The sequence below is a fragment of the Brevibacillus sp. NPDC003359 genome (assembly GCF_042878995.1).
Lineage (GTDB): Bacteria > Bacillota > Bacilli > Brevibacillales > Brevibacillaceae > Brevibacillus.
In genome coordinates this window covers 135,374-152,244 of sequence record NZ_JBIAOR010000003.1, presented here as the reverse complement: position 1 = coordinate 152,244, position 16,871 = coordinate 135,374, and the positions used below count along the sequence as shown (strand labels likewise).

At 51.1% G+C, this 16,871-nt stretch carries 8 protein-coding genes; 1 reads left to right on the top strand and 7 read right to left on the bottom strand.

The genetic code is table 11. The features are described from left to right. The 5 genes from ACFYU8_RS12440 to ACFYU8_RS12420 all read right to left on the bottom strand — a co-directional run bounded on the left by ACFYU8_RS12440 (nt 1) and on the right by ACFYU8_RS12420 (nt 15,122). A complete protein-coding gene (locus ACFYU8_RS12440; RefSeq protein ID WP_390298980.1) occupies nt 1-1,116 on the bottom strand; it encodes a saccharopine dehydrogenase family protein in 1,116 nt (371 codons plus the stop codon). A gap of 108 nt (nt 1,117-1,224) precedes the next feature. Beyond that, entirely contained in the window at nt 1,225-10,296 is a 9,072-nt protein-coding gene (locus tag ACFYU8_RS12435) for an amino acid adenylation domain-containing protein (protein ID WP_390298977.1), read from the bottom strand. A 29-nt stretch (nt 10,297-10,325) separates the two neighbouring features. Continuing rightward, nucleotides 10,326-13,286, bottom strand: coding sequence for a salicylate synthase (locus ACFYU8_RS12430; RefSeq protein WP_390298974.1), 2,961 nt, complete (start codon nt 13,284-13,286; stop codon nt 10,326-10,328). Nucleotides 13,287-13,600: 314 nt separating this feature from the next. Continuing rightward, the gene (locus ACFYU8_RS12425; protein WP_390298971.1) at nt 13,601-14,335 is read right to left on the bottom strand and encodes a 4'-phosphopantetheinyl transferase family protein; all 735 of its coding nucleotides are present in this window, start codon (nt 14,333-14,335) and stop codon (nt 13,601-13,603) included. 13 nt (nt 14,336-14,348) lie between these two features. After that, nucleotides 14,349-15,122 carry a thioesterase II family protein gene (locus ACFYU8_RS12420; protein WP_390298968.1) on the bottom strand — a complete coding sequence of 258 codons (774 nt, stop codon included), beginning with the start codon at nt 15,120-15,122 and terminating at the stop codon, nt 14,349-14,351. A gap of 465 nt (nt 15,123-15,587) precedes the next feature. On the opposite strand from ACFYU8_RS12420, the gene ACFYU8_RS12415 reads away from it, so the two are divergent. After that, nucleotides 15,588-16,196 (top strand): MptD family putative ECF transporter S component, encoded by a 609-nt coding sequence (locus tag ACFYU8_RS12415; RefSeq protein ID WP_390298965.1) that lies wholly within the window; start codon nt 15,588-15,590, stop codon nt 16,194-16,196. A 75-nt stretch (nt 16,197-16,271) separates the two neighbouring features. Here the strand turns inward: ACFYU8_RS12415 and ACFYU8_RS12410 are convergent, their stop codons facing one another. Both ACFYU8_RS12410 and ACFYU8_RS12405 read right to left on the bottom strand, forming a co-directional pair. Beyond that, on the bottom strand, nt 16,272-16,541 hold the full coding sequence (locus ACFYU8_RS12410; protein ID WP_390298962.1) for a hypothetical protein: 270 nt from the start codon (nt 16,539-16,541) through the stop codon (nt 16,272-16,274). Nucleotides 16,542-16,583: 42 nt separating this feature from the next. Beyond that, nucleotides 16,584-16,856, bottom strand: coding sequence for a hypothetical protein (locus tag ACFYU8_RS12405; RefSeq protein WP_390298959.1), 273 nt, complete (start codon nt 16,854-16,856; stop codon nt 16,584-16,586). Nucleotides 16,857-16,871: the final 15 nt, after the last annotated feature.

Here is a 16,871-nt window from a genome sequence, read left to right as displayed (position 1 = left end):
CTACTTCATTTCCATGATGGAATGCATGAGTTCGACCTGCTGCTCGCGAAGTGCATCAATCAAGCGTGTCGCCGATACGCCTTCTGCCACGAAAAAGCAGCCTGTTTTGCTGTTGTGATCTTCCGCGATCAAGTGGGCAACCGTAGCCGCGATGATGCCAGATATCCGATTCCAGTCGCTTGGGTACAGAAGAGTGGAGAAGACCCGAACTTTTTTGCCGTCACGCTTTCCAGTCGCATGCAGGTGGAACATCGTAAAATCTTTCACGCCTGGCTTCTTCGCCTCAAACTGTTCCAGTAGCAGCTTGGCTGACGCTCTTTTTTGTTCCTCGGTCTTGTATTGCTGCAAAGCCTTGATCATCACAAATTGATTCAGGATGGCATTGCTTTGATAGCTGTTGTAAAAATAAGCGGAGTCGATTTTATGTTGCTTGGTCATGAGGCCAAATTCCTTGGTCACTACTGGATAGGTGTCGCGTTTGCCAGCGGGATTTGGCAACGTGTAGTTGCGATGGAACGGCCCATCTATTTTTTTGACTTCGCCTTGCTTGAAGTAAGACATTCCCCACCCGGTATCTTCTTCAATGCTGCAAACGATGTCATATGCCGCATTGAGTGAGAAACCGCCTTGGCCTGCAAAAAAGACTTCGAGCAAATCGATTTCGTCCAAATCATTTTCAGCGACGTAAGCTGGAAAGACTTCCGACAGTCCCGGGTAAACCCCAGCAGAGATGATAAACAGCAGTCCCTTTTCCTCGATTTCCTGCTTTCGCGTGAGCAATTGCTGATACAGATGCTCATCTCCGGACACATCCACGTAATGAACTTCATGCTTGAGGCATGCGACGGCAACTTTATCAACGATTTGCTTGGATGGCCCTGCACAATTGATGACGAGATCGACTCGGCCGCAAAAGTCATGCAGTTCCTCCTCGTTGAATACATCCACCTGCTGGCATTCCAGCCTACCGTCCGTCCCAGTAAAAAGCTCGCTTAGCTTTTCAGAGTTTCTGCCACCTAGCAAAACCGGATAGTTCGTCCTAGACAGAATCGTTTGAAAGGCTGCATGACCTACAACCCCAGTCGCTCCCAAAATGCCAATTTTTTTGATACCCAATGTTCTCTCCCTCCTAGCCTGCTCCCCGCTTTCTTCTTCCAAGAGAAGGCGGGGCTGCGTCTGCCACTGAGTCGCAGCCCACCTCTCTCATCTGCGGTTTTTCTTTATTTAAATGGTCCCCTCGTCAAAATCCACTGCGAGATCCTCTGTTGCCTGTGCGCTCGTTTTGATCAACTCGGCAAGGGTGTAGATCGTGGAAGCTTCAAACAAGCTTTGTAGAGACAAATCAATCTGGTATCTCTCTCTCAAAAGATTGAGGCATTGAATCGCGCGCAATGAGTCTCCACCCCGCGTAAAAAAGTTGTCGTGGATGCCGATTTCCCCTACACCAAGCACCTCTTCCCAGACGCTTGCGAGCTTGACTTCGAGCTCGTTGGAAGGCGCCACATGTGTCTTCTTCGGCATGCTTGCCTTTCTTTTGCCGAGCTTTGTGATTGCTTTTCGATCTACTTTTCCATTGGCGGATAGAGGCAGTTCATCTATCAGCACGTACTCGCTTGGCACCATGTAATCAGGCAAGCTATTCCGCAGGGCTTCGGACAATTTTTCCGGCTGGAACAAACGAACTGCTTCCGGTGCTTGCGCCACAATCAGATGGCGGTCGAACGCCGCTGCGACCTGGCCTTTATCCGGAATGGCAAGGACGTTGGTGAAGCCTTGTTTTTCCAAGCCCGCTCGCCATTGCTCTACCGTAAGCAGAGGAAGGTGATTGGCTTTTCGCTCATCCTCCAGATGGCTAAACCCATCCTCGAAGAAGCCGACAGTGGTTAGCAGCAGACGACTGTTGCGAGTCGACTCGACCAGGAACAGAAGTCCCCCAGGTGCGAGCAGCCCTTTCAAGTACGCAAGGGTTTTCCCTATATCAAGAGAGCGATGCAGCGTATTGTCCGCAACAATGACGTCAAACGAATGCGGCTCATAGCCTTGTGCAAGCGGTGCTACGTTCATGTCAAGCTGACCGTATTCCAGCGGAGCCTGCTCTCCCCACTCCTTCTTTGCCCTGTCGGTAAAAAAGGAGGATTCGTCGACGTACAAATAACGACTGCGTTCTGCTGGCAAGGTGGACACCAGCGTTTGCGTCAAGCTTCCGGCTCTCGTGCCAAGCTCTAGCACCCGCAGTGTCTTGTCAGACGGATGGTGGTTTACGATGCTACCGAACATCGTCCCGGCAAGACTTTTGTAAAATTCCCGCGTCAGGTCAAATCGGCTCAAGCCCGCAGGTGTTAAGAAGGCATCTTCTGCTAGAAATAGTTCCAGCGGATCGAGCTCACCGGTTAACAGACCAATAAACAACGGATAATCGCGACGGAAAACGGCTTCGAGCTCTCGTGCTGATTCCGTACGAAGCGAAGGAACTGACAGATCCACATCCGGTACAACTTCATGCAAGGAACGCAGACTCACGTACGTACCCGCAGCGTGTTTTTGCAGCAAGCCCTCTTCTACTAGCACTTCCAGCCAATGCGCAAGCAAGGTCTGGTAACGGGGATGAATCTGAAAACGATTCATGAGCTCCGCAATCGAAGCGCTGTCTCCTACTTGCGAGAACATCCCCATATGCTCCAGCGTGCGGCACATGTAGGCGGTGCTTACACGGTCAGCCTCCATCAGGAATTGCGTGACGCCTTCCACATCGACACTTGTCGCGGGAATGGTATCAGCCTGCGCGTGACCCATGCTGTTGATCGCCTGCCAACGAGCAGCACTTGCAGCGGGATCGGCTTGCTCTGTTTCGAATAATGCGGAATCCTTTTGGTGATCCAGCACCACATACCCGACCAAGCGCTTTTCATCTGCACCGTCATCTGGCACGGCTACGACAACGTCTTTGAGCCCGTCATGGCGCTTCAATGCCGTCTCGATCTCGCCCAGCTCAATCCGATGCCCTCTGATTTTCACCTGGAAATCTTCCCGACCGAGAAACTCCAGCGTGCCATCTGGCAGGTAACGGCCCAAATCCCCCGTGCGGTACAGTCGTTCTCCTGTCCGCGGATGCGTGATGAATTTCTCATCCGTCTTGTTTTCATCTCGCCAGTAGCCTTTGGCGAGCCCCGTGCCACTTATCAATAGCTGTCCCGGCACCCAAACGGGGCAATCTCCCATCGATTCGTTCAGCACATGGTAGCGCTGATTGACCATCGGGCGACCATACGGAATGCTTTTCCAGCTAGGGTCGATGTCTTCGATTGCGAAATAGTTTGACCAGATCGAGGCCTCTGTTGCGCCACCCAAACCGATCACCTGAACGTGAGGGAAAAACGACTTGATTTTGTCTGGCAAATCCAATGGAATCCAATCACCGCTCAGCAAGATGAGACGTAGCGAATGGGGCAAGTGGAGGTTTCTCCCCACGGCGTATTCGATCAGCATCTGCATCAGCGCCGGAACTGTGTTCCACACCGTCACCTGCTCGGCTTCCAGCCACTCCAGCCAGTGTGCAGGGTCTTTGGTTTTATCAGCATCCGGCATGACGATTGTTCCACCCGCGGCAAGCATGCCGAAAATGTCATAGACCGACAAATCGAAATTGAGATTGGACAAGGCGAGCACCCGATCTTGTGGCCCCACTGTAAATCGTTGGTTGATATCTTCAATCGTGTTGATCGCGCCACGATGGTCGATCATGACTCCTTTTGGCAGGCCCGTTGACCCGGATGTATAGATGACATAGGCCAAATCCTCTGGCTGCCCGGCCACTGGCGTAACTGCGTTCACCGTGCTTGCCTCATTCCTTGCCGTCATCTGATCCACAATCAGCCGCTCCACATCCGCCGGCCAGCCCAATCGCTCATCCAGCCAAGACTGCGTCAGCACGATCTGTACTTGCCCATCATCCAAAAGCTGAGAACGTCGTTCCTCTGGGTGCAGCGGATCGATCGGCAGATAAGCGGCCCCGGATTTCATAATCCCGAGCGTGGCTGCGACCTGCTCCCAGCCCTTTTCCATCACGACAGCGACCAACGTATTCGGTTGGACTCCTTGTGATCGTAGCCACTTCGCGATTTGGTCAGCAGCGTCGGCAAGCTCCCCATAGGTCAACGTCCGCTGAGAAGAGATCACGGCTGGTTGATCCGTTTGGCATGCAGCTTGTTTGGCAAATAGTCCGACGAGCGTTTCTGTGGATACAGGCGCAGCCGTATCGTTTGCGGCAATTCGTGCTTCCAGTCGAGGGACAGCGATCAGGCTTGGTGCTGATTCTTGCCATACTGAATCCTCTTCTGTCAGTCGATGCAGCAGTTCGCAATAAGCCGTAAACATGTCGGCAAGGAGTCCTTCTGGGAACAGTCCTTCTACGGCATCCCAGATCAACAGTAGTTCTCCGTCTTGCTCAACCACTTGATGGTCCAGCCATACCTGCGGTGTCTGCGTGATGTTGTAGACGAGCTTGCCCAGCCATTTTCCATCGGAGTCAGACCCACTCCACTGCTCCACACCCAATGCGCTCGTAAAGACAATCGGCATGGCAACACCGTTGTGCTCTCCTGTTTGCTTCGCCAATTCACGCTGGACTTGAACGCCACCCACATAAGGATGGTCCAAATCGCGCCATAGCTGCTGCTGCAAATTCCTGCCTCGTTCCAAAATCGTCTCGCCAGCGGACAGCTCGACTGCCAGCAATGTAAGCGTAGTGAAGTCCCCCACGATCTCGTTGACTTGTGCATGCAACGGCAGTCGATTGAATTGCGTCAAGTTGATCGTAAAACGTGAACTCTTGCTCCATGCACCGAGTGTTTCGGCATACGCTGTCAGCAAAATCCCGGAAGGCGTCAGACCGACCTCTGCTGTCCGCTTTTTGAGCCGCTGCCATGCTTGGCGATTAAGTCTGGCTTCCAAACGATGGAAGCGCTGCTCGGTAATCGTGTCAGGATTTTTCGCCAAAGGAAGCTGTGGCGCTGACGGTAAATCTGGCAGGCGGGACATCCAATAGTCCAGATCGCGTTGGTACAGCTCGGTTGATTTCAGCTCTTCTTGCGCCAGGACATAATCGCGGAAGCTCAAGTCCAGTGGCGCCAAAGACGCATCCGGCTCATGATACAGCCTCGTCCACTCGCTCAAGAGGTGGAACATGCTCCACCCGTCAAAAATCAGGTTGTCAAAGCTGATATGCAGGCGAACCCGTTCTTCTCCAAAGCGGGAGGCGCGCACGTCAAACAACGGCCACACATCCGTAGACAATACCTGATGGGACATCTCTTCCCGAATCGCTTGCAGCTCGGACTCGGCCTCTTCAGTCGATTGGTTCCGCAAATCCGTGACTTCGATCTGGTAAGCAGGAACCTGCTCCAAAATCTGCTGGCGCCAGCCATCCGGCAAAATTACGGCCCGCATCATTTCATGGTGGTCAATTAGTCGTTGCCAAGCTCGATTGATCCGCTCCAGGTCCAAATGCTGCCCTTCGATTTCGAAATAGCAATGCGTGGAGACATGACCCAAGGCGTAAACACCACTACGCCCGACCCAGTACGCTTGCTGGATATCTGTTAGCGGGAAAGGCTGATGCCGGTCTTGTGGAGCTAGTACGATTGCAGGCAAGCCTGACGTTGTTTCTTTTTGTTCCAGAAGCATCTGCACATGCTGGGCAAGTCCGGCAATCGTCGGCTTTTCAAAAATGCGCCCTAACGACAGCTCTACCGCAAGCTTGCTGCGAACCATCGCACTGAGTCTGGTTGCCAATAGCGAATCCCCACCGAGCTCGAAATAGTTGTCCGTGACGCCTACCCGTTCCACTTCAAATAGCTGGCACCAAATAGCCGCGAGCGCGGTTTCGATCGGTGTCGTTGGGGCTGTATACCCTTTTTCTGCTTTGACCTTCATCATGCTGTCAGGCGTCGGCAGTGCTTGCCGATCTACCTTGCCGTTTGCTGAAAGCGGCAGTTCATTCAACAAAAGGAAAGCGGTCGGAACCATGTAATCAGGCAGTTTTTGACTCAAGAAGCCAGATAGTTGTGCAGCGTTGAAGGTCTTGGCTTGAAGTGGCGCCTGCGCAACCAGTACATGCTGACCCAAATCGTTCTGTTCTGGGAAAGCTGCCACTTGTGCGAAGGAATGCTGCTGCAAGGCTTGCTGCCATGTCTCCACCGACAACAAGGGACGCTGTTCATTCCGCCGCTCGTCTTCGAAATGCGTAAAGCCATCTTCGAGAAATGCCGTGCTGATTTGCTGCAATCGGCTGTTGCGGGTCATCTCCAGCAAAATCAACATGCCTCCCGGAGCCAAAAGGCTTTGTACATGCGAGAGGGCCACACCGATATTTTTCGTTCGATGCAATGAATCAGAGGCAATAACAACGTCGAATTGATGTGCTTCAAAGCCTTGAGATAGTGGACTTTGATCGATATCCAGCAGTTGATAGTGCACAAACGGGTACGCCCGGAATCTCGCTTTTGCAGCATTCGTAAAGAAAGTCGAAGTGTCTGTGCATGTAAAATGGGCTGCATCTGCCGGGAGCACAGCCAGCAATGATTCCGTCAGCGTCAAGCTCCTTGCCCCGATTTCCAGAACACGTATCGGTTCAGACCTTTCTCCAAAGCGTTGTACAAGACTTTTAACCATTGCCAGTGCTGCACTGTCTCGATGCTTTGCGCCAGGGAGTGTCTGCATCAGATCATTCGGAGTCAGACTTAATTCCTCCGAGAAGAAATGGGCCAACGGGTCAAGCTCACCACGCAAAAGCGCAACACTCTTGTCATGTACTTGCTCCAAGTAATGCAAAAGAGCCTGTGCTTGTTGTTCCCATGCGGGCGGTACCTGAGAGACTTGCGGCTTTTCCAGCCATTCAGTCGGGCTCGCCTGCGTGATGCTGTAAACATCCGATTTGTCTTTACGGACAAACCCTTCGTCCTCCAATGTTTGAAGCCACTGTCTAACCAGCCCGCGATAACGTTCCTGAATCCCGCAGTTCTGCATCAAATCATCGAGAGAGTATGTGGCATGTGGCTCAAAATTCACTCCCGCCATCTGCAATGCGCGGTAAATGAACCGAACGGCAAGCTGCTCCATATACGCCCAAAACGATGATAAATCTTCAGGTCTGATGCTTGCAAAATGCTCCGACAAGGTCTGCGCACGACCCGTATCCAAGACATCTGTCCACAGTTCTTCGCACTTTTTCGGATCAGCTTCTATACGATCAAACAGCGCTGGATCACTTTCCCGTTCTGGTACCACATACCCAACCAGATGCCTGTTCTCGCGCGGATCACCTACTGTTGTCACAACTGCATCGCGAATCCCCGGATGCTGCTTCATGGCCGATTCGATTTCACCCAGCTCGATGCGATGCCCCCTAATTTTCACCTGGAAGTCCTTGCGCCCGAGAAATTCAATGGTCCCATCCGGCCAATAGCGTCCGAGATCACCAGTCCGATACCAGCGTGAACCGTTCCAGTAGACAAAGCGCTCTGCTGTCAGCGCAGGATCACCCCGATAGCCTACTGCCACACCTGCTCCGCCGATCCACAATTCCCCCTCTACCCAATCAGGGCAATCACGTCCATGGGCATCGACAACCCGATAAGCCTGATTCGCGAGCGGTCGACCGTACGGAATCGATGTCCAATGAGCAGGCAAGGGCAACGTAACATCAAAAAAGTTGGACCAGATCGATGCTTCTGTCGCTCCCCCCATCGCCACCAGCTGGCTGTTCGGTGCGAGCTGGTTCAGTCGTTGCGGCAAGTCGAGACCGATCCAGTCCCCGGAAAGCATAGTCAGCCGAAGCGGCAAACTTTCGTACGATCCACTCTCCGCAGCGATCAAGAGCATATCGAGTAGCACGGGCACAGAGTTCCACAGCGTCACCTGATGCTGGTCCACCAGTCTCGCCCAATGAGCCGCATCCCGTCGCAACTCTTCGCCAATGAGCACTATCGAACCGCCTACACTGAGCAATCCGAACAGATCATAGACAGACAGGTCAAAATCAAGGGAGGAAACCGCCAAAATCCGATCCGTTTGCCCGACTCCGTAGCGTCTGTTTATTTCTGAAATGGTGTTCCACGCCCCGGAATGACTAATTTCTACCCCTTTTGGTTCACCCGTGGAGCCAGAAGTAAAGATGATGTAGGCAAGACTATCAAAAGAAATCGGCACGGGTTCAGCCAGCGGTGAGACATTCAACGCATCGGTAACCGACAGAACAACAGCGTCTTCCGACCACTCCAGCGTCTGCGCCAGCTCCGTATCCGTAAGCACAAAGCGAATCCCCGCTTTTTGATGAATGCGCTCACGCCTTGTAGAAGGCTGCCCGATTCCAACCGGGACGTAGCATGCTCCTCGTGCCACGATACCGAGAACCGCCGCGACTTGATCGATTCCGCGCGGTAGGCTGACTGCCACAGGGTCTCCTGCTTCAACGCCTTGCTTTTGGAGATACGCTGCAATCTGCAAGGCGTACTGCGCTAACTCGCTATACGAAAAAGTGGCGGAAGTATGACTATCAATTAATGCCATCTCGTGCGGATTCTCTCTTGCATAGGCAAAAAATGCGCTGTGCAAGCATTGGCTCTGTTGCGATTGGGAAGCGTCTACAACCTGATCATTCCTCTTCTGTTCCAAACCGGAAAGCAGCACGGATGTAGCTTGCCAGTCATTGTCCTCACTCGCCAAGGAGTCCATCAGCTGGCAAAATGCGCCGAACATTTGATCAATCATCCCGTCAGGAAACAGCTGATCAACCGCATCCCACGCCAGCAGGAGTCCGCCGTCCATTTCATACGACTGGAAATCGAGCCATACTTGCGGCGTTTGCGAGATCATGTAAGAGAGCTTGCCCAATGTGTCTCGGCATTCGTCATTGATCAGAGGCGTACCCAAATTGCACGCGAACACCACCGGGGCAAAATCCCGCTCTCCCCGACGGACACGCGCTAGGTCACGCTGTAGCTGTACCCCTGAATAAGCCGCATGTGCCACATCTTGATGGAATTGCGATTGTACAGATCGCACCCGCCCCAGAAAAGAGGATCGCTCCTGCATGTCAACCGCAAGCAGTAGCAGATTGGTAAAATCGGCAACGACGTCTTCGATTCCCGCGTCTCCGGTTTGGCGATCGAATAGCGGTATGTTTATGAGAAACTGCGACTGGGTGCTCCAACGATCCAGTACCTCTGCATAAGCCGCTAACAGTACCATCGCTGGTGTGACGCGATGTGTTGCGGATCGTTTTTGCAAAATGGCCCAATCGGCTGTCTTCATGAAATGCGTTCGTCGCGTAAAAACAGGCGACTTGATCATTTCCGGCTTTTCTTTCAGCGGCAAGCCTGGCGCTCCCGGCAATGTGGAAAGGCGCTCCTGCCAATAGCGAGCTGCTTCCTGTCTGTCCTGTACCCGGCGTTGTGCCTCTTGCCCCAAATAATGGGCAAAGCTCCAATTGGTCGGGGCAAGAGGCTTGCTGCCTCGTGCATAAGCTGCCGCCAAATCGCGCAATACGATATGCAGACTCTGTACGTCAGCGACCAGCAAATCCAGATCAAAATGGATGCGGGTACGGCCTTCTGGCAACAAGCTCAGCTCCAATCCGGCTACTTCTCCCTCTTCCACCGCCAGACGACGATGAGACAGCCGATCCCGTATACGGTCTAGCTCCCGTGCCAATTCGTCCTCAGAAAGAGACTGCAAATCATGAACAGCTACTCCAGTGGCCATCGGGGCACTCATCACCTCTTGCTGTCCATCCGCCAAAAATCTGGCCCGAAGCATCGGATGGTGCATCAGCAGCTTGCCCCACGCTGTTTCCAATCGATCTGGCTCCACGCCCACACCATCGATTTCCAAGTACGCATGGCACCCGACTCCCCCGAGAGGCTGATCATCCTGGCGTCCAATCCAGTAAGCGTATTGCACATCGGTGAGCGGAAAGGGTACATTCACCTCTACTTCCGCATCTGCTTTCCTTTCGTCCACACGTGGAAGCGAGGCGCTGCTTTTTTGCAGCAACGCCTGCCAATCACGTAAGGTAGGAGCACCGATCAGCTCGGCAAATGTAACCTTCACGCCTTCCTTGCGCCATTTGTTGACCATCCTCATCATTTGCAAGGAATCCAGCCCCAGCTCGATCAGGTTTTGATCATCGGAAAACGCGACAGGCGCGGGCAGCAGCGCCTGAATTTGCCTCTTCATCTCCTCATAGCTCAAGGAAGCGGCGGGACTTGCGGTCTGACTATCACTGAGCATTTTGGACATCCTCGTTCCCTCCTCTCTCGTGCAAGCCCCTATTCTTTTCCAATCAGCTGTCTGGAGAAGCTGCTCAGCTTTTCACGCGTTTCTTCCAGTTCTCTGGACGGCAAAGACATTTCGACGACACCAGCTCCGGCATGCAGCCAAGCTTGGTTGTCCTTTTGATAGATCGTTCGCAGCACAAGAGCGGCATCCATGGCACCGTCGCTGTCAAAAGTCATGACGCACCCACTGTATAGGCTTCGTGGCACGGTCTCCAATCTGCCAATCGCTTCGATCGATTCTTTTTTCGAGATTCCCGAGGCGGTAACAGCCGGGAACAACGCGCGGAAGGCATCCCACGAATTGCATTCTTGCTTCAGTTTCCCTTTCAAGCGAGAAGCGATATGCTGAACGGTTCCTCGGCTCGCTACTGACATAAAATCGTTCAGGACGATCGTCGTCGAATCGCAAACGCTTTTTAGCTCTTCGAATGCCAGCTTGACGGAAACAGCGTGCTCCGCAATTTCCTTCGGGTCATTCAACAGCTCATCCTTGAGCCTGTTCGCCTCTTCTTCGCTGCTGCCTTTTGACCGTGTTCCCGCGAGTGGGAAGGTACTCACCCATCCGTCGCTATCGACCTCTACAACCGTCTCCGGGCTAAAACCAGCCACACCGAGACCGTCCAAGCTAACGAGGAAAGAGCGTGCTGGGGTATTTACTCGTCTACCAGCAATATAGCTCGCAACCAGATCCAACTCGTGATCAAGCGGAATTTTTCGCGACAAGATGACCTTGTGGTATTTGCGTTCCTGAATCTCGCATACAGCTTCCGCCACATTCTGCATGTAGGCTTCAGCGTCGTATGTATCGGCTTGCGGGACGGACAGCTTCGGTTTGTCCACTCTTTGGGTCAGCTGTTGCTCGCCTTGTGTATTCATCGACAGGTCGCGCAGAAGTTCGCTGAATTCGCTCCGCTTCTCTTCATGCAAGGCTCTCAAGAGGACCGTACCTTTATTGAAGCGCAGCTCGACCTCCGGAATAAACAGCTTGAGCAAGCAATCCTCTTCAGGCTTAAGTGGCAAGCCTTGATAATAACGCGCCATGCCAAAATTGACGGTTCCATAAGCGCGCCAGTTTTGAATCGGGACCTGTGCCATTGCTTTTTCCAGCGTCTCACTAAGCTCGTTGTTGTCGAAACGGACAGTCTCGTTGCGGTAAGTCAAAGTCGTCTGCTCCCCATCTACGTAAAGAAGCGCATGAATCCCCATTCCTAACGACAACTCATCTCCGTTTTCATAGAGCAGATAGTTTTCATACCCGCTGCGCTCTGCAATCAGGGCCGCTGCCATATGCGGATCGCCCGCAAAAGCAAATGTCTCTTCCAGATAGGCAATTTCTGCTGGCTTCGTCTCTGACTTTGGCGCTAACGCTAGTTCTTTTAGCATGGCTTTATTGACTTTTCCGACGCTCGTCAGCGGCCAGTAGTCGATGAGTTCGATTTGGTCTGGCATTTTGTATCGCGCCACTCCTTTTTCCTGGAAGAAGGCATGGATGTCCGCCAGGCTGATCGTTTCGTCGTCGGTGATCAAAAATGCGCAGCTTTTCTCGCCCAGCACTGGATCGGGAAGTGTGATCAACGCCGCGTCTTTAACAGCTGGGTGCATGCGCAGGTACGACTCTACTTCAGCCGGCATGATTTTTTCGCCAGCTCGGTTGATTTGCTCTTTGATGCGTCCACCGATTTGAATATTTCCTTCTGGCGTGATCCTAGCCTTGTCCCCAGAGCGATAGAAACCATCAGGCGTAAAGCTCTCGCGGTTTTGTTCCTCCGCTCGGTAGTAGCCGTGAATCGTATACGGTCCCCGTACTATCAGCTCTCCGTATTCGCCTAGCGCGACATCATTTCCATGCTCATCCACAATTCGCACTTCATCCGCTTCGGAAATCGGACGGCCCTGGCAGCTAGTAATGATCGACTCTGGATCATCCAGTGATGTGCAGCAGATGAGTCCCTCGGCCATTCCGAATACTTGCTGGAGCTTGCATTTCCACTCTCGTGTGATACGACTGGCGAGATTATCATCCAGCATGGAGCCTCCAACCTGAAGGACTTCCAGGCTCGACAGGTCACTTGATTTATCCCATTCCAGCACTTCCTGCCATACTTGCACGATCGAAGGCACGAGGCCAGTAATGGTCACACGCTCCTTCTCAATCAGCGGAAAAGCTTCGTCGCAACTCGTTGTTTTACATAGCACGATCTTGCCACCAACGGACAGCGTGCCTAAGATACCCGGGCAGCACAGAGGGAAATTATGTGCAATCGGCAAAACCGCGAGATAGACGCTTCGCTCTGTCAGCTGGCAACGAGCTGCGGTTGCTTTTGCGTTGTAGACGTAATCCGCATGGGTTCTAGGAATTAGCTTCGGTATCCCTGTCGTACCGCCAGACAACAGCAATAACGCAGTGTCTTTGTACGAAGAGGCTTCCAGCTCGATTGGCGGTCCACTTATTTCTGCCAAGTTCCTCCCAATCGGGCTATCCCCATCCGTCATGACAAATTTGACAGACGCATGTTTTTTGACTAAATGTTCTGCCATCTTCGTGTAATCAAAACCGAGAAACGTCGTTGGAAGGATGTAGGCAACTGGCTTCGCGAGTGCAAAAATCCCGTCCAATTCAGCCTCTCTGTGGGCAGGCAATACAAGAATCGGCACAGCGCCGATGCGAAATAAAGCAAAGCAAGTCAGTACGAAAGAAATTCGATTCGGAAGCTGGACGGCTACATTGTCGCCTTTTTGAATTCCCATGTGATAAAAACCGGAAGCAAGCGCATCCACCTTGCTGTCGAGCTCGCTATAAGTGAGTCTCTCCTCGTCCTCCACCAGCGCTTCTTTGTTCTGGTACTGTTCCGCCCATTTGCGCAATTGCTGCCCAAGTGTCAGCGGCTCCCAATACCCACGCTGTTCATAAGTTATTGCCGCTTGCTCATACCACTCCGTACTTACTCTCATTCTGTCCTCCTCCTGTGTAACTGCGGGTCGCTTTTTGCGCCCGAAGCCGTTTCATGCAGAATACTGCCTCGTCGTTGCACGCATCATGTTGGTTTGTCTAACAACAAGATAGTGATAGTGATTCTCATTGTCAATTTCATCCGTAAGCTGTTTTTTCTACATTTGGGAAAAATAGGTTAGATTATCTTCCATTTTCTCACGATTTCTTCGTTTCTCATTGTAAGTTTTCCATATTATTACACACTTATATAGCCTCATTAAACCCGATAAAGTTTATCAGTATAATAGAAGATTCTCGTTTTACCTACTCAGATTTACGATCTTCCCTTCCCGATTGCAACTGCTCCCGCATAGCCTCTGGCAGGCGTAAACCCGTAAATTTTCCAATCCCCGCTCCTAATTCCATCTCCGTTTACCGTGAAGCTGCTATCCTGTTTTTCCATGAAAAAAGAATTGAGAGGACGGCTCAGGCCCTCCCCTGTCGCTTTGACAAAAGCCTCCTTGCTTGTCCAGTAATCAAAAAAAGCCTGCTGTCTCTCACCAGAAGGCAAACGTAAAAATCTCTCTCGCTCCGCAGGATGAAAGTAGCTCATGAGTTGTTCCATTTCCGGGATGTGTCGCAAATGCTCCACGTCAACGCCGAGAAGGCGATCGCGTGAAAAAGCGACCGCCACAAGCTCATGCGAATGCGACAGATTGAAATAAAGTGCTTCGGAATCACTGTTATGTCCACATAAAAACGGTTTTCCGTTCTCCCCGCACTCCCATTGAACCACGCGAGGAGAAATCCGTTGATAACGCCCAATCATCCTTCTCAGTAGTCCATGTGCGACAACATAGCGTTTCCTGTCTGCGTGGAAATGAAATCGTGCCCGTTTATCGAGTTCTTCGGCAGACAGCACGCCTTCCAGCCCCTGCATACTGTGGTCCCATTCCTGCACAAACGTCAGCCAAATATGCACTTCCCCTTTAGCCAGGAACAGAGAGGATGATTCCTCCAGAGCTGATTTTGTCCTCTCAGACAAATGGGTTATTCGGATCTGCTGCATATACTGCATCCCTTTAGCGCTCCCCGTTCCCTGCTACCGCACTCCGGTATTGTCCGATCATTCTGGTTACAGATTGCAGGAGCACCTCTTTGTTTGTCGTCAGGAAAAAATGCCCGCCGTCTACCATTTCCAACGTAAATCCGGCACTTGTATGACTAGCCCAAGCCTCCATTTCTTCCTGCGTGGCTTCCTGATCCTCTGTCCCGCAATACGCAGCAATCGGGCAATCAAGTGGGGTCTCCTCCGCATACACGTATGTTTCGTCGAGAGTAAAGTCCGCACGCAACAGTGGCATGAACAACTCCATAAGCTCCTTGCTTTGCAGGATTGCTTCTGGTGTCCCGGAAAAACGTCGCAGGGCCTCGACAAATTCATCCTCAAGCAAATGGTAAATAGGCTTTAGCTCCGGGAAGTGTGGAGCACGTCCACCTGAAACGATGAGGCCAAGTGGAAGACGGCCCCATTTGCTCCGTACGGTACGCGCCAACTCAAAGGCGATTCGCGTTCCCATACTGTGACCGAAAAAAATAAACGGGCGGTCCAAATACGGATAGATCAATTGGGCCAGCTCTTCCACCAGCGCTCCCATATCTGCGTACGCTTGCTCGGCAATTCTGTTTTCCCTCCCTGGCAGTTGAACCGGGTAAACACCGACATCACTGGGAAAAGCCTGCGCCCATCCCCGGTAAATCGAAGCCCCTCCCCCTGCGTAAGGGAAGCAAAACAGGCGAATGCTGTCTTTTGCTTGCGGCTGAGTAAGCAGCCATGATTTCGTTCTCGTATCCATGTTTATTGTTCCTCCTCGACTGCGTCTCTTGCTAAAACGATTTGATACAACGCACATGATAATAATTCTCATGCATAGTTGCCAAATATATACAAACTTCTTCTTTTCCGTTTTCTGGTATATTCCAGCGATTTTCCCCGTTTATCTCGTCCTACCTTCACCAGAATGATTATTTTGCAAATCATCCTCCTTGTAATATTTTGGCGGTTGTTCAAGAAAAACGGAAAAATATAGAGATAATAGGCGAAAAAGCTCGAAATTTATACCAAAATATTGAAATTTGGGCTTTTTCTATTTTGACAACGATTCTCATTATCAATATTGTGTTGTTATACTGACAACCGTGCGTACGACACCTGCTTGGCTAGCAAACTATTTTCCAGTATTCCTACAAAAGGGGGTTCGCAAGTAGAGAAGGTTAGTAAAGCTGATCGGCTACTTATGTCTGAGGGAGGATGTTACTACATGCAAGCCCAAACGTCGTTAGCTGCCCAAAGCAGCAGATGGACCATGCGGGATATTATTACGCTCGCGATCTTTAACGTTGTCATGCTGATACTGATGACCATTGCCCCAATTATTACCGTTGTTTCTCATTTACTGGTTGGTGGCTTTACCGCACTACTCAATGGTCCAATTTATATGGTCATGTCTAATAAAATCGCCAAGCCTGGGACTCTATTTTTTACAGCTGTCTTGACTGGATTGTATTTTGTCGGTTTTGGCTACGCGAATTACTTACTTACCTTAGCTGTTATCGGACTCATCTGCGAACTGATCCTGTGGGGAAAAGGTTCTTATCTTAAACCTGTGCGCAATGCGATCAGCTATTCTGTTTTTTATGTCGGCTATTCTCTTTGCGGGGTTGTCCCGCTTATTTTCTTCCGCGAATCGTACCTCGCGACCTTGGAAAAAAGCTATACACCCGAGCAGCTTTCTGCAATGCTCTATTATTTTGAAACCCCTAGCATGATTCTCATCATGTGCTCGATTTCGTTTGTCGGCGGATTGCTCGGCTGCTATTTTGGCAATCTGTTGATGAAAAAGCACGTCAAAAAAGCAAAGCTGGTGTAATGGTCTGTGTAAAAAAAACAAGGCATATTCCTCCTCGGTGATTCGAGTTGGAATATGCCTTATCATCGTTTCTCATTACCCTTCCATGGCGAGTAAAATATACGTTATAAATGATATCGTACCAATGACGAAGTATAAACCCAAAAGAATGGCCATTAACAACAAGTTCGCTTTTGCCCAGTTTTTACGATTCAGATTTCCATCTGAACCAAAAGCCCAAATAAATAACAAAACAATATTCGCGATCGGAATCATCATGAACAACGAGACCATGATCCAATCTTTCATCGTCATGACCTTTTCGTTTTCCGCTACGCTTCCTTCCACATACGTTTGGTGATCCATTCTACACCCTCCACGTTTTTTGCCAATCCACCGTTCTCGCTATTATTCAACCGCTGCTCCAATGAATGCCAACATCAGCATTAAAAAGAAGACACTTACGTACAACCCGATGCAAACACCTATGATCAGCAAGTTCGCTTTTGCCCAGTTCTTTCTGTTTAAGTTGCCTTCACTGCCAAATGCCCAAACAAAATACATCACGAGATTGACCACCGGTATGATCATTATTAAAAAAGTAATTACCCAATCCTTGACCGACATAACCCGCTCATTTTCAGGTACGCTCACTTGCAATTGCTGTTGCTGCTGTTCCAATTTGAAACCTCCTTG